This is a genomic window from Variovorax robiniae (assembly GCF_037889955.1).
In the GTDB taxonomy this organism is placed as follows: Bacteria; Pseudomonadota; Gammaproteobacteria; order Burkholderiales; family Burkholderiaceae_C; genus Variovorax; species Variovorax robiniae.
In genome coordinates, this window is the sequence record NZ_JBBKZS010000022.1 from 1 (window position 1) to 23,113 (window position 23,113).

Consider the following 23,113-nt stretch of genomic DNA (forward strand, 5'->3'; position numbering starts at 1 on the left):
CAGAACTCATCGGTCACCACCCACGACTCAACACGTTTCGCCAAGATCTCGATCCATCGCCGCGCCCAATGCGGCTCGGATCGACAGTTTACCTATTTACGGATAAGTTCTAAGTCTGCAACGCTGCAATCGAGCGCATCCCCGTTCGGGAACTGCACGAGCACGCTGTTGCCCTCAGAATGCAGCGCCCGCCCGGCCTGCCAGCGTCCACCTGCTGCGTGCCGTCGATAGACTCGTGTCTGCGCCGGTACAAGCACCCCTCTGACCTGAGTAGTCGGGCACTTGATCGCCTCGTGTCCCTGCCCCCCCGGCGAATCGAAGTACCTCACGGTGGCTTCGCCACCAGAAAGTTCCATCAACTTACCCAAGCCCCATGTCTCGTAGGGCTCGCATTGAATCTCAACAAAATCGCCGACAGATGCCATTGCTTAACTTTGCCCCACTCACCAGTCTCGTTGTCGTCAATTTGATCTAAAGATCGAACAGCGAGCCCTAGTCCATGCAACCAAGCCTCGCAAAGAAGAGCCGTCGTTGAGATGACGTTTGTTGCTAATTGTGCTGTGAAATTTGGCAGCTTTTGTACTCACTGCGACTTCCTGCACACTCGGGCTGTGTGAATATTCACAAGGGGGAAGTCGGACAGCGAGCAAACCGCTTGCGGGTCGTCATGTCTTTTGCCTGCCAACTTGTCCATCACGAGATGGTCGTCCAGGCCGCTCGGCGCATTGCCCTCTCCAAAGTGCGCGGGGAACTGCAACGAACTCGCAGCGACGATGGGACTCTTCATCGCGCCTTGACAGAGCCAAATGAAAAAGGCTGGAAGCTTGTGTAAGCTTCCAGCCTTTGAATTTGGTCCCGCCGCCAGGAATCGAACCTGGATCTCAGCCTTCGGAGGGCCGAATTCTATCCGTTGAAATACAGCGAGAGAGGGTTGTGCTCCGGTTGGGCCGGAGCCTCGGATTATCGCCTATTGCGGGTCGTTCGCGGCGGCTGCCACCAACTTGGGTGTGGTTTCGGTGCGCATGCCCGGCCGGTCGAAGCCCAGGCCCGCCAGGAACGCGTTGAAGTTGCGCCGCCCGGCCGGCACCAGCGCGAAGGCCTCGGGGTCGAGCAGCCAGCTCTGGATCAGCCCGGCGATCAGCGCGTGCAGCCCCTGCGCCGCCATCGGCGCGGGCACGGTCAGCTTGATGCGGGCACGGCGCGCCGCCAGGCGCAGCGCCTTCTCGAAGTCCGCCACGCAGGCGTTGGCGCTTTCCAGGTGGCGCCGATGCAGCGACGCGGTTTCGCCCGCGTACTCGACCTTCTGCGTGGCCACCTCGAACACGCGGCGCACCTGCGGGTCGGTGGTCACCTGGCGCAGCGCGCCGAGCATGCCGCGCTCGATGACGTCGAGCGGGTTTTCGTCCGGATGGTCCTCGATGCGGGCGTCGGCCTCCAGCGGCAGGGTCACGCGTTCCATCATGGCGTGGAACAGGTCGGCCTTGTCCTTGAAGTGCCAGTAGATCGCCCCGCGCGTCGCACCCGCCCGCTCGGCGATCTGCTGCAGCGAGGTGTTCGACACCCCTTGCTGCTGGAACAGCAACTCGGCCGCGTCCAGCAGGCGGTGGCGGGTGGCGAGTGCTTCTTCCTTGGTACGGCGGGCCAATGTTCTTCCTGGGGAGTGTGTGGGGATTTCCGGCGAGGCCGGGGCCATTCAAATATACATTCACCGCCGTATGTAAACTAGCGGACTTGCCCGGGCGGGCCTTTGCCATGGTTTTTGCTTGGCTCTGTAGACTGCCCGGTCCCCTCTCTCACTCCCCGCTGCCCTGCTCACTGGAAGGAATCGCATGCCTGCATCGCATGTCACTCAACGTTTGTCGTTTTCGGTGCGCGCTGTCGCGGCCGCTGCCGCCACGGTGGCGCTGTTGACGCTGGCCGCGTGCGGCAAGAGCGAAGCGCCCGCAGCAGCAGGCGGTGGTACGCCGGGCGGAGGTGGTGGCGGCAAGCCGCCGGCGCCGGAAGTGGGCGTGGTGATCGCCACGCCGGGCGAGGTCGGCCTGGTGACCGAGCTTCCGGGCCGGCTCGAGGCCTCGCGCATCGCGCAGGTGCGGGCCCGCGCCGCCGGCATCCTGCAGGAGCGCCTGTTCCGCGAAGGCAGTGACGTGAAAGCCGGCCAGCCGCTGTTCAAGATCGACCCGGCTCCGTATGCCGCCGCCGCGCAGAGCGCCGCCGCCGCGCTGGCCCGGGCCGAGGCCAATGCCGCGCAGGCCAAGGAACTGGCCGGGCGCTACAAGCCGCTGGTCGAGGCCAATGCGGTGAGCAAGCAAGAATACGCCACGGCCGTGGCATCCGCCAAGTCGACCGAGGCCGACGTGGCCGTGGCCCGCGCCGCCCTGGTCAACGCCAAGATCAACCTCGGCTATGCCTCAGTCACGGCGCCCATCTCCGGCCGCATCGGCCGCGCGCTGGTGACCGAAGGCGCGCTGGTCGGCCAGGGCAACGACGTGACGCAGCTCGCAGTGATCCAGCAGATCAATCCGCTCTACGTCAACTTCACCCAGTCGGCCACCGACACGCTGAAGCTGCGCCGCGCCTTGCAGGACGGCCAGTTCAAGCGCGCCGCGGGTGACAACGCCGCCAGCGTGCGCATCGTGCTGGAAGACGGCACCGAATACGCGCAGCCCGGCAAGCTGCTGTTCACCGACCTCACGGTGGACTCGACCAGCGGCCAGGTCACGCTGCGGGCCGAAGTGCCCAACCCGAAGAACGAACTGCTGCCGGGCCTCTATGTGCGGGTGCGCATCGAGCAGGCGCAGATCAGCAACGCGATCACGATCCCGCAGCAGGCCGTCACGCGCACCCAGCAGGGCGACACGGTGTCGGTGGTCGATGCCGAGGGCAAGATCAGCAAGCGCAACGTCAAGATCGACACCGCGCGCGACAACCAGTGGGTGGTGCTCGACGGCCTGAAGGCCGGCGAACAGGTGATGGTGGATGGCTTCCAGAAGCTGCAGATGATGCCGCCCGGCACGCCGGTGAAGGCGGTGCCGTGGAAGCCCGCGGCACCGGCTGCCGCGCCGGCCCCGGCCAGCGCCCCTGCCGCCGCACCCGCCCCTGCTGCTGCCGCCGCATCCGCGCCCGCCGCTGCCCCCGCCGCCGCGCCGTCCGAACCGGCCGCGGCCGCCAAGCAGTAAGGAGCGCGCCCGCATGGCCAAGTTCTTCATCGAGCGCCCGATCTTTGCGTGGGTGATCGCGCTGTTCATCATCGTGATGGGCAGCGTGGCCATCACGCAGTTGCCGATCTCGCAATACCCACCGGTGGCGCCGCCCGCCATCGTCGTCAGCGCGGCCTATCCCGGCGCCTCCGCGCAGACGCTGGAAGACAGCGTGCTGTCCGTCATCGAGCGCGAGATGAACGGCTCGCCCGGGCTGATCTACATGGAGTCGGTGGCGCAGGCCGATGGCACCGGCACCATCACCATCAGCTTCGAGACCGGCACCAATCCCGACCTCGCCCAGGTGGACGTGCAGAACCGCCTCTCGCGCGCCACGCCGCGCCTGCCGGCGGCCGTGACGCAGCAGGGCGTGCGGGTCGACAAGTCGCGCAGCAACTTCCTGCTCTTCACCATCCTGGCCTCCGACAACCCGGCCATCGACACCACCGCGCTGGGCGACTATGCGTCGCGCAACGTGGTGCCGGAACTGCAGCGCCTGCCCGGCATCGGCCAGGCCCAGTTGTTCGGCACCGAGCGGGCCATGCGCATCTGGATCGATCCGGCCAAGCTGCAGGGCCTGAACCTGTCGGCGGGCGACGTCAACGCGGCCATCCGCGCGCAGAACGCGCAGGTGTCCTCGGGCACCATCGGCGACCTGCCGAACGTTGCGGGCCAGAGCATCGCGGCGACGGTGGTGGTCAACGGCCAGCTCTCGTCGGTGGAGCAGTTCGGCAACATCGTGCTGCGCGCCAACACCGACGGCTCGGCCGTGCGCCTGAAGGACGTGGCCCGCATCGAGCTGGGCGGCCAGGCCTATTCGACCGCGGCGCGGCTGAACGGCCAGCCGGCCGTGGGCATCGGCGTGCAGCTGGCGCCGAGCGGCAACGCGCTGGCCGCGGCCAAGGCCATCCGCACCAAGATGGACGAGCTGTCCAAGTACTTCCCGCAGGGCGTGAAGTGGATCATTCCGTACGACAGCTCGCGCTTCGTCAGCATCTCCATCACCGAAGTGGTGAAGACGCTGCTGGAAGCCGTCGCGCTGGTGTTCCTCGTGATGTTCCTGTTCCTGCAGAACTGGCGCTACACGATCATCCCGACCATCGTGGTGCCGATCGCGCTGCTCGGGACCTTCGCCGTGCTGTTCGCGCTGGGCTTTTCGATCAACGTGCTGACCATGTTCGGCATGGTGCTGGTGATCGGCATCGTGGTGGACGATGCGATCGTGGTGGTGGAGAACGTCGAGCGCATCATGAGCGAGGAAGGCCTGCCGCCGCTCGAGGCCACGCGCAAGGCGATGAAGCAGATCTCCGGCGCCATCATCGGCGTGACGGTGGTGCTGATCTCGGTGTTCGTGCCGCTGGCATTTTTCTCGGGCTCCACCGGCAACATCTACCGGCAGTTCTCGGCGGTGATGGTGGCGTCCATCGCCTTCTCGGCCATGATGGCCCTGTCGCTCACGCCGGCGCTGTGCGCGACCTTGCTGAAGCCGGTCGAGGCCGGGCATCACCATGAGAAGACGGGCTTCTTCGGCTGGTTCAACCGCGGCTTCAGCAGCACGGCCAAGGGTTATGAAAGCCTGGTCGCGCGCATCCTCCGGCGCGCGGCGCGCTACCTGATCATCTACCTGGCCATCATCGGCGCGGTGGTGTATGTGTTCCGCAGCCTGCCCACCTCCTTCCTGCCGCAGGAAGACCAGGGCAACATCATCGTCAACGTGCAACTGCCGCCGGGCGCCACGCAGGAGCGCACGCTGTCGGTGATGAAGCAGGTGGAAGACTTCATCCTCAAGCAGCCGGAAGTGCAGAGCATGGTCGGCGTGCTGGGCTTCAGCTTCTCGGGCCAGGGGCAGAACGCGGGCCTCGCCTTCGTGACGCTGAAGGACTGGGAGCAACGCCACGATCCGAGCCATTCGGCCGAGGCACTGGCCGGGCGTGCGTTCGGCGCGCTGCTGGGTGTGCGCGATGCGTTCATCTATCCGCTTTCGCCTCCGCCCATTCCTGAACTGGGCACCGCCAGCGGCTTCACCTTCCGTCTGCAGGACCGCGGCGGCATGGGCCATGAGGCGCTCGTCAACGCGCGCAACCAGTTGCTCGGCATGGCCAGCCAGAGCAAGCTGCTGTCGCAGGTGCGGCCGGACGGCCTGGAAGACGCGCCGCAACTGCAGATCGACATCGACCGCGACAAGGCCAATGCGCTGGGCGTGACCTTCGATGCGATCAACACGACGCTGTCGACCGCGCTCGGCTCGGCCTACATCAACGACTTCCCGAACCGCGGCCGCCTGCAGCGCGTGGTGGTGCAGGCCGATGCGCCGGCGCGCATGCAGCCGGGCGACCTGCTCAAGCTCAACGCCAGCAACAAGGACGGCCAGCCGGTGCCGCTGAGCGCCTTCGCGAGCACGCGCTGGGTCAACGGCGCGCAGCAGACGGTGCGCTACAACGGCTATCCGGCGATCCGCATCTCCGGCTCGGCCGCAACGGGCTACAGCTCGGGCGCGGCGATGGCGGAGATGGAAAAGCTGGCCTCGCAACTGCCCTCCGGCTTCGGCTTCGAATGGACCGGCCAGTCACGCGAAGAAAAGCTCGCGGGCTCGCAGGCCATCATCCTCTACGGCTTCTCGATCCTGGCGGTGTTCCTGAGCCTGGCCGCGCTGTACGAGAGCTGGACCATTCCGCTGGCGGTGATCCTGGTGGTGCCGCTGGGCGTGCTGGGCGTGCTGCTGGCGACCATGCTGCGGGCGTATTCGAACGACGTGTACTTCCAGGTGGGGCTGATCACGATCATTGGCCTGTCGGCGAAGAACGCGATCCTGATCATCGAGTTCGCGAAGGACCTGCAGGCTTCCGGCAAGGGTGTCATCGAGTCGGCATTGGCCGCGGCGCATTTGCGGTTCCGGCCGATCGTCATGACCTCGCTGGCCTTTGGCCTGGGCGTGTTGCCGCTGGTGCTGGCATCGGGCGCGGGCTCGGCCAGCCAGCGCGCCATCGGCACCGGCGTGCTGGGCGGCATGGTGACCGGCACCTCGCTTGCGGTGCTCTTCGTTCCGGTGTTCTTCGTCGTGGTGCGCACGCTGTTCAAGGGCAGCAAGCGCCAGCATGAAGCGGACTTGCGCCATGCGCAGGCCGCGGGCATCCAGGCAGAAGCCCATGACTGATCGCGAGCAAGCCATGTCTTCACGCAGCATGAAAATCCTCCCCCTCGCGCTGGCGGCGGCGCTGTTCGTCAGCGGTTGCTCGATGGCGCCCAAATACGAGCGCCCCGCCGCGCCCGTGCCGAACGTGTTCCCCGGCGACCCGTCGCAGCCCGGCGGCCCGGCCGCATCGACCGTGGCCTGGCAGGACTTCTTCACCGACCCGCGCCTGGCCAAGCTCATCGATACCGCGCTGGCCAACAACCGCGACCTGCGCATCTCGGTGCAGAACATCGAGCAGGCGCGCGCGCAGTTCCAGGTGACGCGTTCGGCGCTGTTCCCCACCCTGAACGCATCCGCCAGCGGCACGCGGTCCAGCCCCAATCCCTACCAGGCGCTGGGCCTGGGCGGCAGCGTGGCCTCGCAGTACTCGGTCAACCTCGGCATCACGGCTTGGGAGCTCGACTTCTTCGGCCGCATCACCAGCCTGAAGGACGCGGCGCTGGCCCAGTACCTCGCGACGGAAGAGGCGCGCAATGCGGCGCAGATCAGCCTGATCGCCGCAGTGGCCAATGGCTGGCTGCAACTGCTGGCCGACGAGGAGTTGCTGGAGATCACGCGCCAGACGCTGGCCACGCGCGAGGACACGCAACGGCTGACGAAGATGCGCTTCGACAACGGCGTGTCTTCCGACATCGACTACCAGTCGTCCACCTCCCTCGCCGAAAACGCGCGTGCGGCCCTGGCCGCGCTGCAGCGCCTGCGCATCCAGGACGAGAACGCGCTCGCCTTGCTGCTCGGCGCGCCGGTGCCGGCCGAGTCGATGGTCGGCATCAAGAGCCTCGAAGACGCCAGGCCCATGGCCGACGTGCCGGCCGGACTGCCCTCCGACCTGCTCACCGACCGGCCCGACATCCGTTCGGCCGAGCAGCAGCTGATCGCGACGAATGCCAACATCGGCGCGGCGCGCGCGGCCTTCTTCCCGCGCGTGGCGCTGACCACCTCGATCGGCACGCAGAGCACGCAGTTCTCCAACCTGTTCGACAGCGGCACCAAGGCCTGGGTGTTCTCGCCGCAGATCACCCTGCCGATCTTCGACGCGGGCCGCAACCAGGCCAACCTCGACTCGGCCCGCGCCAGCCGCGAGATCGCCGTGGCGCAGTACGAGAAATCGATCCAGAGCGCCTTCCGCGAAGTGGGCGACGCGCTCGCCGGCCGGCAGACGCTGGGCGAGCAGGTGCGTGCGTTGCGTGCGTCCACCGTGGCGGAGAACGAGCGGCTGAAGCTCAACACCTTGCGCTGGAAGAACGGCATCGCGAGTTCGCTCGACCTGCTGGACGCGCAACGCTCGCTGTTCGTCGCGCAACAGGCTGCGGTTCAGGCGCGCCTGCAGCAATTGCAGAACCAGGTCACGCTCTACAAGGCGCTGGGCGGGGGCTGGAAGGGATGAATCTCGGCAAGAAGCTTTGTTCCGTCGGTCGGGGCATGCAACAGCCCTCCCTATAATCGCCGGTTGATTTGCAGACGCCCCCCGAGAAGCCCCCGATTTTGAGGACGCCAATGAGCGCAGACCCGCACTACCAGGCCACAGAAGAAGCCCACACCGGCCCCATCAAGAATCCCAAGCAGCTGCTGCTGGCGGTTTTCTTCTCGTTCGTCGTACCGATCGGGATCATCTTTGCACTCGTGGCCTACGTGGTGTCGGGCACCCAGCCCGCCGGCGCGGCCAAGACCGAACTGGACTTGTACGGCGTGACCAAGGAAGCGCGCGACAAGGAAGTGGCCGAGCGTCTCAAGCGCGTCGGCAGCATCGAGATCCGCGATGCCAACCGCGAGCTGGCGCAGGGCGAGGTCGTGTTCAAGACGCAATGCGCGGCCTGCCACGCCGCGCCAGGCCTCCCGACGGCACCGCACTTTGGCGACGCGGCCGCCTGGGGTCCGCGCATCGGCCAAGGCTACGCGACGCTGCTCGAGCATGCGCTCAAGGGCAAGGGCGTGATGCCTGCCCAGGGCGGCGGCGACTTCGAAGACCTGGAAATCGGTCGCGCGGTGGTCTACCTGGCCAATTCGGGTGGCGCCAAGTTCCCGGTGCCGGACCGGCCGGCCGCGGGTGCCACGCCTGCGGCGGATGGTGCGGCCCCGGCTGCGGCTGCGGCGCCTGTGGCTGCTGCGGCTGAAGCTGCACCGGCGCCAGCCGCTGCTGCGCCGGCACCCGCTGCTCCTGCTGCGCCCGCAGCCGAAGCGCCTGCTGCTGCACCGGCTCCCGCCAAATAAGCGACAACCCCCGCTCCAAGTCCAAGCCGACCCGTGAGGTCGGCTTTTTCTTTGCCACTCTGGAAGTCGCGCGTGACGGCGTTGTTGAGCGGGCGCAAACCGAGGCCATGCCGCGTCGGCATCGACCGGCCCGAACGGACGGCGGTAAAGGGCTACGACTTCTGCGCGGAATGCATCGCAGCAGGACTCATCACATGCCCGAAGCGCGCGGGCAGATCGGCGGCCAGCACGTCCTCGGGCTGCCAGCGCCCTTGCTCGATGGCATCTGCCGCCACGCCCACATCCTGCGTGTGGACCAGGCCCAGCCCGGCCTCCGCGACCAGGTAGAGCTTTCCTGTCTCGTCCATGAGGCACGCCGTCGGTTCGGCAGCCGCGCCGGTGTGCGCCGTGACTGCGAAGTCACCTTCGGCAATGCGCCACACCAGCGGCGCCGCTTCCAACTCCACATACACGCGCTGCGGCCCGTTCTGGAAGAACCATTGGCCGGCCTCGTCGTGCTCGTAATTGCGCTGGATGAAGTCGATCAGCTTGGCATGCTCCAGCAACGAGCCCCGGGACTCCACGAACGGCCCCGCCGCCTGCGCGCGGTCGTCGCGCAGATACCAATTGCCACGCGCGTCCAGGCCGAGCCAGCCGTAGCAATGCGGCACGTTGGGCCATTTGGCCAGGGCTTGCTTGACGATGTCATCCATGGCGGCATTTTGCGCGCATGGGCGGCTACTGCGTGCGCAACCACTCCCCTACCGCCTGCGGCATCGTCTGCACATGCCCTGGCGGCAGCCCGCGCGGAAAGCCGACGTGCCCGCCTTGCGCCGGCTGCCAGAGCGTGACGTTCCTGCCCACCTCCCCCGGCCGCGGCAGGCTGTCCGCCGGCACGAAGGGATCGTTGGTGGCGTTGACGACCAACGCGGGAATGCGGATCGTGGCCAGGTGCGGCTTCGCCGACCCGCGGCGCCAGTAGTCCTCGGTGTCCTTGAAGCCGTGCAGCGGCGCGGTGAAGACGTTGTCGAAGGTGTAGAGGTCGCGCGCCGCGACAAGCGCCTCGCGGTCGAACAAACCCGGATGCTGCGTCAGCTTGGCCAGTGCCTTGGGCTTCATGGTCGACAGGAACATGCGCGTGTAGACCAGCTTGTTGAAGCCTCGGCCGATGGCGCGGCCACCCGCGGCCAAGTCGATCGGCGAGGACACGGCAGCCACCGCCCGCACGATGCGGCTGGCCGTGTTGCCGGCCTCTTCCGCCCAGCGCAGCAACGCATTGCCGCCGAGCGACACGCCCGCAGAAAACATCTCGCCTCCGCCCGCAGCATCGTGCTTCGCGCGCAGGCGTTCGAGGATCCATCCGATCTCCTCGAAATCGCCCGAGTGATACGCGCGCGGCCCCAGGTTCAGCTCGCCGCTGCACCCCCGAAAGTGCGGCACCGCGAAGGCCATGCCGCGTGCCGCCGCGAAGGCCGCAAAGGCCTCCGCATAGTGGCTGCGCGACGAGCCTTCGAGCCCGTGGAACAGCACCAGCAGCGGCTGCCCCGGCACAGGCGGGCCCTGGTCGAGGAAGTCGACGTCGATGAAGTCGCCGTCGGGCGTGGGCCAGCGTTCACGCCGATACGTCGGCGCGGGGCCTTCGGTGCGGCGGCCGTAGAGGGCTGCCCAGATGGTTTGGAGGTTGCCGCCGGGCAACCAGCGTGGCGCTGCGTAGCTTTGCATCAATGAAGGGTCTGGGGGACTTCGCTCGCGTCTTCGGGTTCGCGGGCGGTGCCGGGGCTGGCATGGTGCGCGACCATGCGCCAGCCCTCGGCGGTCTTGTGATAAACGTTGGTGGCCAACACGTAGGCATGGCGCGGGCCGTCGGGCGTGAGCACCTCGATGCGCTCGAGCACGTTGTGCACCGCGCTGGCCAGGGATTCGACCTTGCGCACATGCGCCGGCGTGGCATGGATCGCGCCGTTGCCGAACATCTGCTCGAAGGCCGCGCGGATGGCGACCGGCCCCACCAGGCGCGGGCCGCCGGGATGCACGCAGAACACCTCGTCCTCGTCGGACCAGCAGGCCATCAGCGCCTCGACGTCGCCGCGCTGCAGCGATTCGTAGAAGGCGGCCTCGATGTCGTCGGCGGTGCCGCCTAGCGCAGCGGCTCGATGAGGGGTCTTGGGCATGGGCTCGATTTTGCCTTGCCCGGTGCAAATCGGCCCGGCCGCAAGCGGCACTTTGCGGGCGTCAATTCACGCTTGTTCAACAAATAAGCGTGACGTGCAAGAAATGTCAAGTCTTGACAGCCCGACGCCTTGAGCCGATCTTGCCGGACCACTCCAGGGGATTGCAATGTTCACCCAGACCACCCTTGCCGGGCCCGCGCCCGCGCCCTTCCTGGTCCGCCGCCGCATTGCCATCTGGCGGGTGGTGCTGGGCGGCATCCTGATGGTGCTGCTGCTGACGGAGTCGGCAGCGCCGCCGCCGTGGCTGATGAACGCGATGGTGCTGGTGGCGATTGCCTTCGTGAGCCTTGCGCTGGTGGGACGGCTCTGGTGCGCCCTCTACATCTCCGGTCGCAAGGGCACGGTGCTGGTGAAGGATGGGCCGTATTCGATGTCGCGGCATCCGCTCTATGTCTGCAACTTCATCGGCATGGTGGGGCTGGGCGCGCTCACGGGGTCCCTGCTCGTGTTGACCGTGCTGGTGGCGGCTTTCGCGATCCTGTACCCGGCGGTCATCAGGGCCGAGGAGCAAGGGATGCAGGAGCGCTTTCCGGAGTACGCGGTGTACGCGCGCAGCACGCCGGCCTTTTTTCCCCAGGTTGCGCTGTACCGCACGCCGGCCGAATGGACCGTCAATGTGCGCGCCTACCTGCGCAACGCGCGCGATTCGATCTGGTTTCCGTTGATGACGGCGGTGATCGAAGGCATTCGCCATGCGCATTCGATCGACGTGCTGCCGGAGCTCTTCGATCTGATATAGGCCCACCCCCGAATGCGCCTGCGGCGCTCCCCCTCAAGGGGGCGCACCCGCCGGCCCGGCAAAGCCGGTTCCGCGGGTGCCCCCGAATCGGTCACCGTCGAAACGACTCATCCTGTCGGTGCGCCGTGCAGCCAGTTGTCCACCACCTCGTCGAGGCCGCCCTGCGACGCACGCCACACGACATCCGGCGATGCCACATGCACGCCCGTCGGCGCCGACTGCAAGGCGCGCTCGACGAAGGCCGCGACCTTGCTGGCGCGCACCGGCTGCTCGCTGCTGGGCACCATGTAGCGAAAGATCGAGAGCATCCAGGCGGCCAGCCGCTCGGCCGGATTCCCGAAGCGCTCGGCCGCCGGCTTCTGTGCCGAACGCACGAGCAGCACGCGCTCGAAACCCAGCGCGACCACGGCATGCTCGTCGAGGCCGGCCAATCCGCGCTTGAGGGCCTCGGGCATGCGGCCCTGCGCATGCGGCTGCACGACGGCGATGGTCTTCACGCCGCAGGCCTTGAGCCAGCGCGCCAGCTCGGGCAGGTCGGAAGGCGCGGGCGTCCACAGCGCGCGTTCGCGGTCGTGAAAGAGCCGGGGCGGATCGAAAGACACCAGCGCCACATCGGCCGCGCACAGGGGCCATTGCGCGATCGGCACGGCGGGCACCTGCAAGGACTCGACACCGCGCAGGCCGTCGGTGATCGGCTCCTTCGCGAGCAGCAGGAGCCGCGCATGGCGCTGCGACCCGGCCATGCGGTTGAGCAGTTCATTGCCCAGTGCCCCCGTGGCGCCGGCCAGCAGCAAGGTCGGGGTGGCCGTACGCGCGGGTGAAGGCACCTCGCGCCCTGCGGCCTTGAGCGCTTCAAAAGTATCGACCACCATGGCATCTATGCTACCGTCGCCGCCTTGTCTTGCAGGAAGGAACGAACGATGAAACGCTGGCTGTTCATGATCATGGTGGCCCTGTCGTTGACGGGCTGCGGCTACAACGATTTCCAGACGCTCGACGAGAGCAGCAAGTCGGCCTGGAGCGAGGTGCTGAACCAGTACCAGCGCCGCGCGGACCTGGTCCCCAACATCGTGGCCAGCGTGAAGGGCGAGGCCAACTTCGAGCAGGACACGCTGACCAAGGTGGTCGAGGCGCGGGCCAAGGCCACGTCGATCCAGGTCACGCCCGAGACGCTGAACAACCCCGAGGCCTTCAACAAATTCCAGCAGGCGCAGGGCGAACTGTCGGGCGCGTTGTCGCGGCTCATGGTGGTGGCGGAGAAGTACCCGCAATTGCAGGCCAACCAGGCCTTCCGCGACCTGCGCGTGACGCTGGAAGGCACCGAGAACCGCATCACCGTGGCCCGCAACAACTACATCAAGACGGTGCAGCAGTACAACGTGCTGGCACGCAGCTTCCCGACCAACATCACGGCGAAGATCTTTGGTTATCCGCCGAAGCCGAGCTTCTCGGTCGAGAACGAGGCCGAGATTTCGAAGCCGCCCAAAGTCGACTTTGAAAAGAAGTAGTCACGGTCCGGTCGTGAACGTTTGACGGCGGCACCGATGAAACGCGTCCTGGCCGCCCTCTTCTTGTGGATGCTTGCGCTCGGCACGGCGTTCGCGCAGAACGTCCAGCCGGTGCCCGCGCTCACGGCGCGCGTGATCGACCAGACCAACACGCTCGATGCCACGCAACGCCAGGTGCTCGAAGCCAAGCTCGCCGGCTTCGAGCAGAAGAAGGGCTCGCAGATCGTCGTGCTGATGGTCGCGACCACCGCGCCCGAGGACATCGCGAGCTATGCGTACCGCGTGGCCAGCACCTGGAAGATCGGCCGCAAGGATGTCGGCGACGGTGTGCTGGTGATCGTGGCCAAGGACGACCGCAAGATGCGCATCGAGGTGGCCAAGGCGCTCGAAGGCGCGGTGCCGGACCTGGCCGCGGCGCGCATCATCGACAACGAGATGAAGCCGCGTTTCCGCAACAACGATTTCGCGGGCGGGCTCAGCGCGGCGACCGACCAACTCATCGCGCGCATCAATGGCGAGGCCCTGCCCGAGCCGACGGTCGCGGGCAGCGGCCAGAGCGACGGCGGCTTTCATGTCGGCGACATGGACTGGGGTGAGCTGGGCATCTTCCTCTTCTTCGGCGTGCTGGTGGTCGGGCGCGTGGCGCGCTCGATCCTCGGCAGCAAGCTGGGGCCGCTGGCCACCGGCGTGGGTGCGGGCGTGGTCGCGATGGTGATCACGTCGAGCATCGTGCTGGCGGTGATCGCGGGCATCGTGGCGCTGGTGTTCACGCTGATGTCGGGTGCGATCGGCTTGCCTTCATTGGGCGGTGGGCGGCGCGGCGGCTTTGGCGGCGGCCTCGGTGGAGGCTTTGGCGGCGGGTTCGGAGGTGGTGGCGGCGGATTTGGCGGCGGCTCGTCGGGCGGCGGATTCAGCTCCGGCGGGGGTGGCGACTTTGGCGGCGGCGGCGCCTCGGGGGACTGGTAGGCATGGCCGATTTCTTCTCCAGGCTCGGGCGTATCTGGCGCCATCGCTGGCTCGACGAGGCGCAGGTGCGGCGCGTGCTGCCGCAGGACATGCTGGAGCGCCTCACGCGCCGCGTCGCGGCCAGCGAGCATCGGCACACGGGCGAGATCCGCATCTGCGTCGAGGCCGGCCTGCCGATGTCCTACCTGTGGCGCGATGCGCCGGCGCGGCAGCGCGCGATCATGCTGTTCGGCAAGCTGCGCGTGTGGGACACCGAGCACAACAACGGCGTGCTGGTCTACCTGCTGCTGGCCGAGCACGCGATCGAGATCGTGGCCGACCGCGGCATCGATGCGCATGTCGACGATGCCGAATGGGCCGCGATGACCAGGCGCATGGGTGCGGCGTTCCGGGAAGGCCGCTTCGAGGATGGACTGACGCAGGCGCTGGAGGAAGTGTCGGCCCTGCTCGTCGAACACTTCCCGAGTGCGCCGGACGCAGCCGCCCGCAACGAACTGCCCGACGCGCCCGTGATCCTGTGAAGGCGCCGCCGGGACAAGCGGCACGCTTCATCGAGGAAGTGCTGCGCAACGATCACAACCGCGTCATCCTGGAGCGCATGCCGGCGCTCGCGCTGCCCGATGCATGGCTGGTCGCGGGCTGCCTGTTCCAGACCGTGTGGAACCTGCGCGCCGGCCGCGCGCCGACGGATGGCATCCGCGACTACGACCTGTTCTATTTCGATGGCAGTGACCTGTCGGAAGCCGCGGAGCAAGCCGTGGGCATGCGCGTGCAAGCCCTGTTCGAGGACCGTGGCATCGTGGTCGAGGCGAAGAACCAGGCGCGTGTCCACACCTGGTACGCCGATTGGTTCGGGCATGACTATCCGGTGCTGGCCTCTGCCCGCGACGGCATCGATCGCTTCCTGGTGGCCGGCACCTGCGTGGCATTGCAGCCTGGACTGGACGGGCCGACGCTGTATGCGCCGCACGGGCTTGACGCGATCTACGACGGCATGCTGGCGCCCAATGCGCTGTGCAACCACCGGGCGCTTTACCTGCGCAAGGCGGCGGACTATGCGGCGCGCTGGCCCGGATTGCGGCTGACGTGAAGTAGCCGGGCGCGTTCTCGACAGCGCGACATCCGGACACCTGCAGATGCCGTCATCGAAGGCGGCGCCTGCTCACTGATTCTTCCCTGGCCCCTTCGTCAGCGCGGCGGCAACTGCCACGCGCTCGCTGGCATTCGAAACTTTGGCCGCTGCCGACTTCGTGTCGCCTCCGGTGGAGCGCTGCGCTGCCATCTGCGATGTGCACTTCGGCGCGGCACGCTTGAACTTGCTGTGCTTGGCACTCGCGCGCGGCTGGCAGCCGTCCGCGGAGGCGGTGGCCTTGGCGGTCATGGCGAAGAGCGTGCATGTGAGCGTGATCGCGAGGGCGAGGACGACGGGAATCCAGCGTCGCTTGAAGACGGGTCTGATCGATGGGGAATGCATGGGAATCGGGAAATCGGGAAACGCGAAACTGGCGCCGCGACAAGGAGTGTCCCCTCGTCCGGCCCCCAGGCCAACGGCGAGGCAGCGCTTTCAGAAACGCCCGTCATCACTTTGGGAAAGGTCGCACAGGAATGGGGTTCGTCAGGCGCCCAGCAGGCGGCGATTCACCGCGTGGGTCGCGTCCAGCTCCTTTTGCACCGCACGGCTGACGTTCGACAGCGCGAGCAACCTGCGGTTGTTCTCGCGCAGCCGCGTCGACATGCCGGTGCAGATGGCCAGCAGCAGCCGCGCCGCGACAGCCGGGTGCGAGTCGATCAGCGCCAGCAGCATGGCGCTCGACAGGATGGCCAGCTTGACGTCGGTGAGCGCGGTGCAGGTGGCCGAGCGGGGCGAGCCGTCGATGGCACCCATGTCGCCGAGCAGGCTGCCGGGGCCGATCATCGAGATGACCATCTTCTCGCCGACGATGCCGTTGCCGCTTTCGGCGCGCAGCTCGCCTTCGAGCACCAGCGCCATGTAGCCGGTGTCCTCGGTCTCGCCCTCCTCCATCACCACCGTGCCGATGGTGACGAAGACGGGTTCCATCGAGTCCACGATGATCATCGCGTCGGCCAGGGTGAGCTGGGTCATGGGCGCCGACGCGATCAGCAGTCGGGCGGCGCGTTCGCGCAGGTCGGGTGCAGCGAAGGAAGGATGGTCGAACAACATCGAGGTCTGAAGCTAAATTGCCGGCAACGTCCATACGTTGTTGCCACCGACGCCATGAAATCGCCGGTGCGGCATTGCTTCCATGAGCCAGCCGCCAGTGAACTCCCCGAACGCAGGCAGGATAGCGCGGTCCGGCTCGCTCACGAAGCAGGGTAAGCGCAAACTGTCGCGTCCACGCCCATGCAACTTGCATACCGGATGCAGGTGCCCGGCCAGCACGAAATGCGTGGGGTGCGACTGCGGATGGTGGCAGCAGGCGAAGGGGCCGAGCAGCCAGGGCTCGTCGACGCAGTCGATGAGGAGTGCCTCGGGCGGATCGCCGGCGCGGCTGTCGTGGTTGCCGCGCACCAGCGTCATGTCGATGGCCGCATGGCCGGCGCGCCAGGCTTCCACCGCGGCGAGCACGGTGCGGGCCTGCGCGGCATGCAGGAAGTCGCCGAGAAACACGATCCGTGCCGGCACGTGGCGCGCAATCAGGTGGTCGAGTCGCGCCAGGTTCTGCCGTGTGGTGCCGCCCGGCACCGGCTGGCCCAACGCGCGGTAGGTCGCGGCCTTGCCGAGGTGCAAGTCGGCCACGAACAGCGTGCGGCCGGCCGGCCACCAGAGGGCGCGTTCGGGCAGGAGCCAGAGGGATTCGCCCGCCCATTGGACCTGGCAGGGCGAGGGTTCGGATGTGGAGACGGACATGGGCGCGGTGTCCAAGGAGTGTCGCAAAGAGCGAATGTCCTCGGGGCGGCGAAGCCTCTCTTGCGCCCCGGCGCCCGCTCGGAGGCGCCAGGGTGGGCTCATTCGCCCGGCACGCGCTTGAGTTCGGCCAGCCACACCTCGGCTTCCGAATCGCTCGGTGCGCGCCAGTCGCCGCGCGGGGACAGCGAGCCGCCCGAGCCCACCTTCGGCCCGTTCGGCACGCAGGAGCGCTTGAACTGGCTGGTCTTGAAGAAGCGCCAGAGGAAGGTGCCGAGGTGGCGCTTGATGTCGCCCAACCCGTATTCATTGCGCACGAGTTCGTGCGAATCGTCGGGCCAGGCGCCCAGGGTGCGGTCGTGCCAGGCCGTGTACGCGAGGAAGGCCACCTTGGTCGGACGGAAGCCGTAGCGCAGCGTGTAGTAGAGGTGGAAGTCCTGCAACTCGTACGGGCCGATGGTGTCCTCGGTCTTCTGGCTCGGCTGGTCGGCGCCGGGCGTGGACGGGATCAGCTCCGGGCTGACTTCGGTGTCGAGGATGGCGCGCAGCACGTCGCTGCCGTCGCTGCCGATCTGGCCCGTGTCGGCCACCCAGCGCACCAGATGCTTGATGAGCGTCTTGGGCACGCTGGCGTTCACGTTGTAGTGCGACATGTGGTCGCCCACGCCGTAGGTGCACCAGCCCAGCGCCAGTTCGCTCAGGTCGCCGGTGCCGACCACGATGCCGTTGTGCAGGTTGGCCAGCCGGAACAGGTGACTGGTGCGCTCGCCGGCCTGCACGTTCTCGAAGGTGATGTCGTACTTCGGTGCGTCGTCCGAATGCGGGTGCTGGAGGTCCTTCAGCATTTGCAGGCAGCTCGGGCGGATGTCGATTTCCTGCGCGGTGCAGCCGGTCGCGGCCATGAGCTTGTGGGCCTGCGACAGCGTGCGCTCGCTGGTCGCGAAGCCGGGCATGGTGTAGGCCAAGATGTTGGCGCGTGGCAGCTTCAGCCGGTCCATGGCCTGCGCGCAGACCATCAGGGCGTGCGTGGAGTCGAGGCCGCCGGAGACGCCGATGACCAGCTTCTTGATGCCGGTCGCTTCCATGCGCTGCACCAGCGACTGCACCTGGATGTTGAAGACCTCGTGGCAGCGCTCGTCGCGCGTCCTCGCATTGGCCGGCACGTAGGGGAAGCGCTCCACCTTGCGCAGCAGACCTTGCGGTACCTGCGCGGGCACCGTCACGTCGAATTGCACCGTGCGCCACGTTGCCAGTTGCGCCTTGTGCTTCTGCACCGACACGCCAAAGGAGTTCTGCCGCATGCGCTCGCGCGAGACGCGCTCCAGGTCCACGTCGGCCGCGACGATGTGCGAGCTGTTGCTGAAGCGCTCGCTTTCGGCCAGCATCTCGCCGCTTTCGTAGATCAGGCCCTGGCCGTCCCAGGCCAGATCAGTGGTGGATTCGCCGATGCCGGCCGATGAATAGAGGTAGGCGGCCAGGCAGCGCGCCGAATGCAGGCTCACCAGTTGATGCCGGTAGGCCGACTTGCCGATCGTGATGTTCGAGGCCGACAGGTTCACCAGCACCGTCGCACCGGCCAGCGCGGCATAGCTCGACGGCGGGATCGGCACCCACACGTCCTCGCAGATCTCCACATGCAGCTTGAGCAGAGGGATCTGGCGGCACTGGAACAGCAGGTCCGCGCCGAAAGGAATGCGCTCCCCGTGCCAGTCGAAATCCGTGGCCAGCGCGGCATCGGCGGCATTGAACTGGCGGCCCTCGTAGAACTCGCCGTAGTTGGGCAGGTAGGTCTTGGGCAGCACGCCGAGCAACTTGCCGCCCGCGACCACGGCCGCGCAGTTGAACAGCCGATGGTCGACCCGCAGCGGCAGCCCGACGATGGCCACCGCGCCGATGGAGGCCGAGGCCTCGACCACCTGTTGCAGCGCAAGCTCGCAGGCGTCGAGCAAGGCCGCCTGGTGGAACAGGTCATCGCAGGTGTAGGCCGACAGGCCCAGCTCCGGGAAGGCGACGACGACCGCTCCGTTCAATGCGGCCTCGCGATAGAGCTTGATTGCCTCGGCCGCATTGAACACCGGGTCGGCCACGCGGTTGCGCGGCACGGCCACGGCCACGCGGGCGAAGCCGTGCCGGTAGGGGTTCAGGAACTGGCGCTGGTCATCGGTCATTCGATTCTTCCGGGGGAGGCTGGCATTCGTCAGGCGTCAATGTAAGGGGATTGGGGTCGCATCGCCCGGACGGCGGGGATTGGGGCGCATGGATCGGACGGAAACGAGGGGGCTGCACACGCACTTGGAGCGGGCGACAGCGCTGGTTACGATGGCCCATCGCAAACAGATGCCATCGGCACACGGAGGAGTTTCATGATCGACCACACAGGCATTTCCGTCAGCGACTTCGCGAGAAGCAAGGCTTTCTACACCCAGGCGCTCGCGCCCATCGGCTACGGGCTGTTGATGGAAGTCCCGGCCGCCCTCACGGGACACGGCGACGCCGCCGGCTTCGGCGTTGCGCCCAAGCCCGACTTCTGGATCGCCAGCGGCGGCGCGAACGTCCCGCCGATCCACGTGGCGTTTCGCGTCGACACGCGCGCCCAGGTAGACGCCTTCTACGAAGCGGCCATGGCCGCGGGCGGCACGGACAATGGCAAACCGGGACTGCGGCCGCACTACCACCCGAACTACTACGGCGCCTTCGTGCGCGATCCGGATGGGCACAACATCGAAGCCGTCTGCCATACGCCTGAATAAGCCCCACACCGCATGACGACCCTCCACCTCCATGTCGATTCGCAGTTCGCGAGCCCCTACGCGATGTCCGTGTTCGTCGCGCTCCACGAGAAGGGTCTGGCATTCGACATGAGCACCGTGGACCTCGGCGCGCGGGAACAGCATGCCGCGGGCTTCGCCGGCCTGTCGCTCACGCAGCGCGTGCCCACCCTGGTTCACGACGGCTTTGCCTTGTCGGAATCGTCGGCGATCACGGAATACATCGACGAGGAGTTCGAAGGTCCACGCCTGTATCCCACACAGCCCCGCAGCAGGGCGCGAGCGCGGCAGGTCCAGGCCTGGCTGCGCAGCGACCTGATGCCGGTGCGGCAGGAACGCCCCACGGAGGTCGTGTTTTACGGCGCCAAGGCGCCGCCGCTCTCCCCGGCGGCGAAAGAGGCCGCGGCCAAGCTGTACACCGCCGCGCAATCCTTGTTGCAAGACGGCGCCGAGCACCTGTTCGACCAATGGTGCATCGCCGACGTGGACCTTGCGCTGATGCTCAACCGGCTTGTCCTTGGCGGCGATTCCGTGCCATCCCGGCTCGAGGCGTATGCGGCGCGGCAATGGCAGCAACCGTCGGTGCAACGGTGGGTCAACCAGCGGCGGCCGCCGCTGTAGGCCGTCGAGATCCCCCGCCGAATGGCCCCACGCGGCTTCGGCTTCTTGACAGCGCATGGCCGCGACGCGTAAATCGACGCGATGCGTCAAGCATCCGCCGCTCGCAGATCCACGTGAGGAGTCCGCATGAGCCATCCCGTTGCATCGCCACGCAAGCCGGTGATCCTGGCCCCAGGCCAGGGCCGCGCCTATCCGATGGGCCGCATCTCGGCCGTGTTCAAGGCCGACGAAGCGGAAACGGATTCGCGCTACTCGGTCTCGGAATGGTGGCTCGAGCCGACCACCCAAGGGCCCGGCGCCCACTCGCATGACGAGGACGATCTGTTCTACGTCATCGAAGGCGTGATGAGCCTGCGCGTGGGCGAGGAATGGTTCGACTGCCCGAAGGGCGCCTTCGTGCTCGTGCCCGGCGGCACCACGCACGACTTCGAAAACCGGGGCAGTGTTCGCGCCGGCGTCCTCAACTTCTCGGCACCGGGGCCCTTCGAACCCATGATGCCGGGCATTGCCGAATGGTTCGCCAACAACCCGCCGAAGAACACCGTCACGTGAAGGAGAGAAAAACGATGCACGGTCAATGCCTTTGCGGTGCGGTCACCATCACCTCGCCGGATGCCAGGGACATCGGTGTCTGTCATTGCGGCTTCTGCCGCCGCTGGGGCGGCGGCCCGATGCTGGCGGTGCACTGCGGGACCGACGTCACCTTCACCGGCACCGAGCAGATTGCGGTCTTCGCCTCGTCGGACTGGGCGGAGCGGGCCTTCTGCAAGCGATGCGGAACGCACCTTTACTACAAGCTCCTGCCGACGGGCGAATACTTCGTCCCCGCGGGCGTTTTCGAGTCCACCGACTTCCAGCTGATCAGCCAGATCTACATCGACAACAAGCCCGCGTACTACGGCTTGGCCAACGAGACGCCCATGCTCACGGAGGCGCAGGTGCTCGCGCAGTTCGGCGCGCCGCCCGACGACACTGGCAAGTCGTAGCGACGGTGTCTGCGTCCAGGCGCTGGTTAGGATGGCAGCGATATCCGAAGGACTTTCATGCCGTCAGTGACCGAGATCGCCAGCTTCCTCGCCTCCGAGTTTCCGCACGCCACATGGACCGTGCAGTCCGTGGGCAACATGTCCGCCACCCTCCGGCATCCCATCGGCAGCGCCGAATTGCGGCCGGGCGGCACGGTGTCCGGCCCGGTGCTGATGACCGTCGCAGACGTGGCGCTGTACGTGGCCATCCTGGGAGAGATCGGCATCGTGCCGCTGGCGGTCACCACCAGCCTCAACATCAACTTCCTGCGCAAGCCTTCGGCCGATCGGGCCATCATCGGCCACTGCAAGCTCATCAAGCTGGGAAGGACACTGGCGGTGGGCGAGGTGAACCTCTATTCCGAGGGGCTGGACGACCCGGTCGCGCATGTGGTCGGCACCTACGCCATTCCGCGCGACCGGAGTTGAGGCTTGCAATAGGCCGACGCATCCCCAGTTCCGGACCATGACCGAATCGCCTTCACGCCACATCGTCTGCCCGCATTGCCACACCACCAACCGCGTACGCGACGCACAACTGGGTAGCGCACCGGATTGCGGCAAGTGCCATCAGCCGCTGTTCACGTCGCACTCGGCGGCGCTGGACGAAGCAGCCTTTGACCGCCACATTGCGCGCAACGAGATCCCGGTGCTGGTCGACTTCTGGGCGCCCTGGTGCGGCCCGTGCCGGCAGATGGCGCCGGGCTATGAGCAAGCCGCGGCGGAACTGGAGCCGCATGTGCGCGTGGCCAAGGTCGATACCGAGGCGGTGCGGAACCTGGGTGCGCGATTCAACATCCGCAGCATCCCGACGCTTGCCCTCTTCCGGGGTGGGCGCGAGATCGCGCGGCAGGCCGGCGCGATGGGCGCGGCCGATATCGTGCGTTGGGTGAAGGCGAACGAAGGGCGCTGAGCCAGCGCCTCCGGTCCGGGGCGGCGACTACAGCGCGTTCTTCAAGGAGTTCTTCGCTTTGTCCGCAGAGTTCTTCGACTGGTTCTTGTGATAGCTCGACTTGACGTTGTTGACCGCCTTGCCGAACGGGCCGCTCTTCTTCGCGTCGCTGTCCGCGCGCTTCTGGTCGATCTTGTGCTGGGCCGCGTCGGTGGCTTCGGATGCAGCCTTGCCGACTTGCGCACCGGCGCTCAGCATGCTCAGGGACGCGACGAGAGCGAGCAGGATCTTCTTGTTCATGGGGTCTTCTCCAAAGGGCTTGAATAGGTGTTCAAGCGCAATGGTTGCAGCGAGCGACCGTGGATCGCGTCAGCCTTTGTCGCCCAGCGCAGGGCCGCAAGGTCGTATGAACGTGTCAGGATTTCGGTGGATCGCTACTTCGCGTGGTCGACGGACGCGACCACGTACAACAGGCCGTCCGTGCCGATGCGAACCAGGTTGTACGACTCGCGCCAGGTCGCAAGGGTTTCGCCGTTCGCGCCGCCGATGTGCCAGGTGACGCTGGCCACCACGGCCTTGCCGCCCAGCGGCGTCACCGTCAGGTCGGAGAACCGGCCGGAGTGGCATCCTTTGCCGCTGTAGTCCTCGACCATCATCTGGAAGTACGCCTCGACTTCCGCCTGCGTCTGGAAGCAGACGGCGCTACCGTCGCTCTGGACGGCAAGATACGGCGCCCGATAGAGCCGCGCCACCTGGCGGCCGTCGAAAGTGCTGAACGCCACGACGAATGCGTCGAAGAAACCGGTCACTTCCCTGTGCAGATCGAGCGTGTCGTCCATGGGTGTTTATAGCCTCGGGTTTCTGCGGGGGCAACGGCAACGAAAGCATGCACCCGGGTGTGTGCGCACTACGGGTCG

26 protein-coding genes and 1 tRNA gene are annotated in these 23,113 nt (G+C 67.0%); 15 read left to right on the forward strand and 12 right to left on the reverse strand.

Features of this window, described 5'->3' with window-relative positions:
• Window positions 1-850: 850 nt before the first annotated feature.
• Window positions 851-925 (reverse strand) — tRNA-Arg (locus tag WKW79_RS30550).
• A gap of 42 nt (window positions 926-967) precedes the next feature.
• Entirely contained in the window at window positions 968-1,645 is a 678-nt protein-coding gene (locus WKW79_RS30555; protein WP_340339000.1) for a TetR family transcriptional regulator, read from the reverse strand.
• A gap of 184 nt (window positions 1,646-1,829) precedes the next feature.
• On the opposite strand from WKW79_RS30555, the gene WKW79_RS30560 reads away from it, so the two are divergent.
• The 4 genes from WKW79_RS30560 to WKW79_RS30575 all read left to right on the forward strand — a co-directional run bounded on the left by WKW79_RS30560 (window position 1,830) and on the right by WKW79_RS30575 (window position 8,601).
• Window positions 1,830-3,176 (forward strand): efflux RND transporter periplasmic adaptor subunit, encoded by a 1,347-nt coding sequence (locus WKW79_RS30560; RefSeq protein ID WP_340339001.1) that lies wholly within the window; start codon window positions 1,830-1,832, stop codon window positions 3,174-3,176.
• Window positions 3,177-3,189: 13 nt separating this feature from the next.
• Complete coding sequence (locus WKW79_RS30565) at window positions 3,190-6,351, forward strand: efflux RND transporter permease subunit (protein ID WP_340339002.1); 3,162 nt, start codon at window positions 3,190-3,192, stop codon at window positions 6,349-6,351.
• Between the two features lie 28 nt (window positions 6,352-6,379).
• On the forward strand, window positions 6,380-7,777 hold the full coding sequence (locus tag WKW79_RS30570) for an efflux transporter outer membrane subunit (RefSeq protein WP_340339003.1): 1,398 nt from the start codon (window positions 6,380-6,382) through the stop codon (window positions 7,775-7,777).
• A 110-nt stretch (window positions 7,778-7,887) separates the two neighbouring features.
• Window positions 7,888-8,601: a c-type cytochrome gene (locus WKW79_RS30575; protein ID WP_340339004.1), complete on the forward strand. Its 714-nt coding sequence runs from the start codon at window positions 7,888-7,890 to the stop codon at window positions 8,599-8,601.
• A 152-nt stretch (window positions 8,602-8,753) separates the two neighbouring features.
• On the opposite strand, the gene WKW79_RS30580 is transcribed toward WKW79_RS30575, so the two are convergent.
• From WKW79_RS30580 to WKW79_RS30590, 3 genes are read right to left on the reverse strand one after another with little or no spacing between them, the layout of a single operon-like run.
• Window positions 8,754-9,293, reverse strand: a complete 540-nt coding sequence (locus WKW79_RS30580; protein WP_340339005.1) for a DUF2946 family protein — start codon at window positions 9,291-9,293, stop codon at window positions 8,754-8,756.
• Window positions 9,294-9,318: 25 nt separating this feature from the next.
• Entirely contained in the window at window positions 9,319-10,302 is a 984-nt protein-coding gene (locus tag WKW79_RS30585) for a YheT family hydrolase (protein WP_340339006.1), read from the reverse strand.
• Entirely contained in the window at window positions 10,302-10,751 is a 450-nt protein-coding gene (locus tag WKW79_RS30590) for a YybH family protein (protein WP_340339007.1), read from the reverse strand. The genes WKW79_RS30585 and WKW79_RS30590 overlap by 1 nt, the downstream gene beginning before the upstream one ends.
• Window positions 10,752-10,917: 166 nt before the next feature.
• On the opposite strand from WKW79_RS30590, the gene WKW79_RS30595 reads away from it, so the two are divergent.
• Window positions 10,918-11,550, forward strand: coding sequence for a methyltransferase family protein (locus WKW79_RS30595; RefSeq protein ID WP_340339008.1), 633 nt, complete (start codon window positions 10,918-10,920; stop codon window positions 11,548-11,550).
• Between the two features lie 107 nt (window positions 11,551-11,657).
• Here WKW79_RS30595 and WKW79_RS30600 read toward each other — a convergent pair whose 3' ends face one another.
• The gene (locus WKW79_RS30600) at window positions 11,658-12,422 is read right to left on the reverse strand and encodes a hypothetical protein (RefSeq protein ID WP_340339009.1); all 765 of its coding nucleotides are present in this window, start codon (window positions 12,420-12,422) and stop codon (window positions 11,658-11,660) included.
• 48 nt (window positions 12,423-12,470) lie between these two features.
• On the opposite strand from WKW79_RS30600, the gene WKW79_RS30605 reads away from it, so the two are divergent.
• The 4 genes from WKW79_RS30605 (at window position 12,471) to WKW79_RS30620 (ending at window position 15,114) form a co-directional block, all read left to right on the forward strand.
• Window positions 12,471-13,058 (forward strand): LemA family protein, encoded by a 588-nt coding sequence (locus tag WKW79_RS30605; protein ID WP_340339010.1) that lies wholly within the window; start codon window positions 12,471-12,473, stop codon window positions 13,056-13,058.
• 36 nt (window positions 13,059-13,094) lie between these two features.
• Complete coding sequence (locus tag WKW79_RS30610; RefSeq protein ID WP_340339011.1) at window positions 13,095-14,024, forward strand: TPM domain-containing protein; 930 nt, start codon at window positions 13,095-13,097, stop codon at window positions 14,022-14,024.
• A gap of 2 nt (window positions 14,025-14,026) precedes the next feature.
• Window positions 14,027-14,545: a TPM domain-containing protein gene (locus WKW79_RS30615; RefSeq protein WP_340339012.1), complete on the forward strand. Its 519-nt coding sequence runs from the start codon at window positions 14,027-14,029 to the stop codon at window positions 14,543-14,545.
• A gap of 77 nt (window positions 14,546-14,622) precedes the next feature.
• Window positions 14,623-15,114: a nucleotidyltransferase family protein gene (locus WKW79_RS30620; RefSeq protein ID WP_340339084.1), complete on the forward strand. Its 492-nt coding sequence runs from the start codon at window positions 14,623-14,625 to the stop codon at window positions 15,112-15,114.
• 72 nt (window positions 15,115-15,186) lie between these two features.
• Here WKW79_RS30620 and WKW79_RS30625 read toward each other — a convergent pair whose 3' ends face one another.
• The 4 genes from WKW79_RS30625 to WKW79_RS30640 form a co-directional block, all read right to left on the reverse strand.
• Window positions 15,187-15,405, reverse strand: coding sequence for a hypothetical protein (locus WKW79_RS30625; protein ID WP_340339013.1), 219 nt, complete (start codon window positions 15,403-15,405; stop codon window positions 15,187-15,189).
• 234 nt (window positions 15,406-15,639) lie between these two features.
• A complete protein-coding gene (locus tag WKW79_RS30630; protein WP_340339014.1) occupies window positions 15,640-16,206 on the reverse strand; it encodes a Crp/Fnr family transcriptional regulator in 567 nt (188 codons plus the stop codon).
• A 12-nt stretch (window positions 16,207-16,218) separates the two neighbouring features.
• A complete protein-coding gene (gene pdeM, locus WKW79_RS30635; protein WP_340339015.1) occupies window positions 16,219-16,893 on the reverse strand; it encodes a ligase-associated DNA damage response endonuclease PdeM in 675 nt (224 codons plus the stop codon).
• A gap of 98 nt (window positions 16,894-16,991) precedes the next feature.
• Window positions 16,992-19,058: an NAD(+) synthase gene (locus WKW79_RS30640; protein ID WP_340339016.1), complete on the reverse strand. Its 2,067-nt coding sequence runs from the start codon at window positions 19,056-19,058 to the stop codon at window positions 16,992-16,994.
• A 195-nt stretch (window positions 19,059-19,253) separates the two neighbouring features.
• On the opposite strand from WKW79_RS30640, the gene WKW79_RS30645 reads away from it, so the two are divergent.
• The 6 genes from WKW79_RS30645 (at window position 19,254) to trxC (ending at window position 22,217) form a co-directional block, all read left to right on the forward strand.
• Window positions 19,254-19,640, forward strand: a complete 387-nt coding sequence (locus WKW79_RS30645) for a VOC family protein (protein WP_340339017.1) — start codon at window positions 19,254-19,256, stop codon at window positions 19,638-19,640.
• Between the two features lie 12 nt (window positions 19,641-19,652).
• Complete coding sequence (gene yfcF, locus WKW79_RS30650) at window positions 19,653-20,279, forward strand: glutathione transferase (RefSeq protein WP_340339018.1); 627 nt, start codon at window positions 19,653-19,655, stop codon at window positions 20,277-20,279.
• 126 nt (window positions 20,280-20,405) lie between these two features.
• Window positions 20,406-20,831, forward strand: a complete 426-nt coding sequence (locus WKW79_RS30655) for a cupin domain-containing protein (RefSeq protein ID WP_340339019.1) — start codon at window positions 20,406-20,408, stop codon at window positions 20,829-20,831.
• Between the two features lie 14 nt (window positions 20,832-20,845).
• Window positions 20,846-21,265, forward strand: coding sequence for a GFA family protein (locus tag WKW79_RS30660; RefSeq protein WP_340339020.1), 420 nt, complete (start codon window positions 20,846-20,848; stop codon window positions 21,263-21,265).
• A 57-nt stretch (window positions 21,266-21,322) separates the two neighbouring features.
• The gene (locus WKW79_RS30665; RefSeq protein WP_340339021.1) at window positions 21,323-21,733 is read left to right on the forward strand and encodes a PaaI family thioesterase; all 411 of its coding nucleotides are present in this window, start codon (window positions 21,323-21,325) and stop codon (window positions 21,731-21,733) included.
• 37 nt (window positions 21,734-21,770) lie between these two features.
• On the forward strand, window positions 21,771-22,217 hold the full coding sequence (gene trxC, locus WKW79_RS30670) for a thioredoxin TrxC (protein WP_340339022.1): 447 nt from the start codon (window positions 21,771-21,773) through the stop codon (window positions 22,215-22,217).
• 27 nt (window positions 22,218-22,244) lie between these two features.
• Here the strand turns inward: trxC and WKW79_RS30675 are convergent, their stop codons facing one another.
• Window positions 22,245-22,496, reverse strand: a complete 252-nt coding sequence (locus tag WKW79_RS30675; protein ID WP_340339023.1) for a hypothetical protein — start codon at window positions 22,494-22,496, stop codon at window positions 22,245-22,247.
• Window positions 22,497-22,630: 134 nt separating this feature from the next.
• A complete protein-coding gene (locus tag WKW79_RS30680) occupies window positions 22,631-23,035 on the reverse strand; it encodes a hypothetical protein (protein ID WP_340339024.1) in 405 nt (134 codons plus the stop codon).
• Between the last annotated feature and the right edge of the window lie 78 nt (window positions 23,036-23,113).

Excerpts from the sequence above, each read along its gene's own strand:
- WKW79_RS30675 (WP_340339023.1), bottom strand. The coding sequence starts at position 22,496 with ATGAACAAGAAGATCCTGCTCGCTCTCGTCGCGTCCCTGAGCATGCTG.
- WKW79_RS30580 (WP_340339005.1), bottom strand. The coding sequence starts at position 9,293 with ATGGATGACATCGTCAAGCAAGCCCTGGCCAAATGGCCCAACGTGCCG.
- WKW79_RS30630 (WP_340339014.1), bottom strand. The coding sequence starts at position 16,206 with ATGTTGTTCGACCATCCTTCCTTCGCTGCACCCGACCTGCGCGAACGC.
- WKW79_RS30680 (WP_340339024.1), bottom strand. The coding sequence starts at position 23,035 with ATGGACGACACGCTCGATCTGCACAGGGAAGTGACCGGTTTCTTCGAC.
- WKW79_RS30645 (WP_340339017.1), top strand. The coding sequence starts at position 19,254 with ATGATCGACCACACAGGCATTTCCGTCAGCGACTTCGCGAGAAGCAAG.
- yfcF (WP_340339018.1), top strand. The coding sequence starts at position 19,653 with ATGACGACCCTCCACCTCCATGTCGATTCGCAGTTCGCGAGCCCCTAC.
- trxC (WP_340339022.1), top strand. The coding sequence starts at position 21,771 with ATGACCGAATCGCCTTCACGCCACATCGTCTGCCCGCATTGCCACACC.
- WKW79_RS30565 (WP_340339002.1), top strand. The coding sequence starts at position 3,190 with ATGGCCAAGTTCTTCATCGAGCGCCCGATCTTTGCGTGGGTGATCGCG.
- WKW79_RS30615 (WP_340339012.1), top strand. The coding sequence starts at position 14,027 with ATGGCCGATTTCTTCTCCAGGCTCGGGCGTATCTGGCGCCATCGCTGG.
- WKW79_RS30665 (WP_340339021.1), top strand. The coding sequence starts at position 21,323 with ATGCCGTCAGTGACCGAGATCGCCAGCTTCCTCGCCTCCGAGTTTCCG.
- WKW79_RS30560 (WP_340339001.1), top strand. The coding sequence starts at position 1,830 with ATGCCTGCATCGCATGTCACTCAACGTTTGTCGTTTTCGGTGCGCGCT.
- WKW79_RS30640 (WP_340339016.1), bottom strand. The coding sequence starts at position 19,058 with ATGACCGATGACCAGCGCCAGTTCCTGAACCCCTACCGGCACGGCTTC.
- WKW79_RS30585 (WP_340339006.1), bottom strand. The coding sequence starts at position 10,302 with ATGCAAAGCTACGCAGCGCCACGCTGGTTGCCCGGCGGCAACCTCCAA.
- WKW79_RS30570 (WP_340339003.1), top strand. The coding sequence starts at position 6,380 with ATGAAAATCCTCCCCCTCGCGCTGGCGGCGGCGCTGTTCGTCAGCGGT.
- WKW79_RS30575 (WP_340339004.1), top strand. The coding sequence starts at position 7,888 with ATGAGCGCAGACCCGCACTACCAGGCCACAGAAGAAGCCCACACCGGC.
- WKW79_RS30625 (WP_340339013.1), bottom strand. The coding sequence starts at position 15,405 with ATGACCGCCAAGGCCACCGCCTCCGCGGACGGCTGCCAGCCGCGCGCG.
- WKW79_RS30620 (WP_340339084.1), top strand. The coding sequence starts at position 14,623 with ATGCCGGCGCTCGCGCTGCCCGATGCATGGCTGGTCGCGGGCTGCCTG.
- WKW79_RS30605 (WP_340339010.1), top strand. The coding sequence starts at position 12,471 with ATGAAACGCTGGCTGTTCATGATCATGGTGGCCCTGTCGTTGACGGGC.
- WKW79_RS30610 (WP_340339011.1), top strand. The coding sequence starts at position 13,095 with ATGAAACGCGTCCTGGCCGCCCTCTTCTTGTGGATGCTTGCGCTCGGC.
- WKW79_RS30590 (WP_340339007.1), bottom strand. The coding sequence starts at position 10,751 with ATGCCCAAGACCCCTCATCGAGCCGCTGCGCTAGGCGGCACCGCCGAC.
- pdeM (WP_340339015.1), bottom strand. The coding sequence starts at position 16,893 with ATGTCCGTCTCCACATCCGAACCCTCGCCCTGCCAGGTCCAATGGGCG.
- WKW79_RS30595 (WP_340339008.1), top strand. The coding sequence starts at position 10,918 with ATGTTCACCCAGACCACCCTTGCCGGGCCCGCGCCCGCGCCCTTCCTG.
- WKW79_RS30600 (WP_340339009.1), bottom strand. The coding sequence starts at position 12,422 with ATGGTGGTCGATACTTTTGAAGCGCTCAAGGCCGCAGGGCGCGAGGTG.
- WKW79_RS30660 (WP_340339020.1), top strand. The coding sequence starts at position 20,846 with ATGCACGGTCAATGCCTTTGCGGTGCGGTCACCATCACCTCGCCGGAT.
- WKW79_RS30655 (WP_340339019.1), top strand. The coding sequence starts at position 20,406 with ATGAGCCATCCCGTTGCATCGCCACGCAAGCCGGTGATCCTGGCCCCA.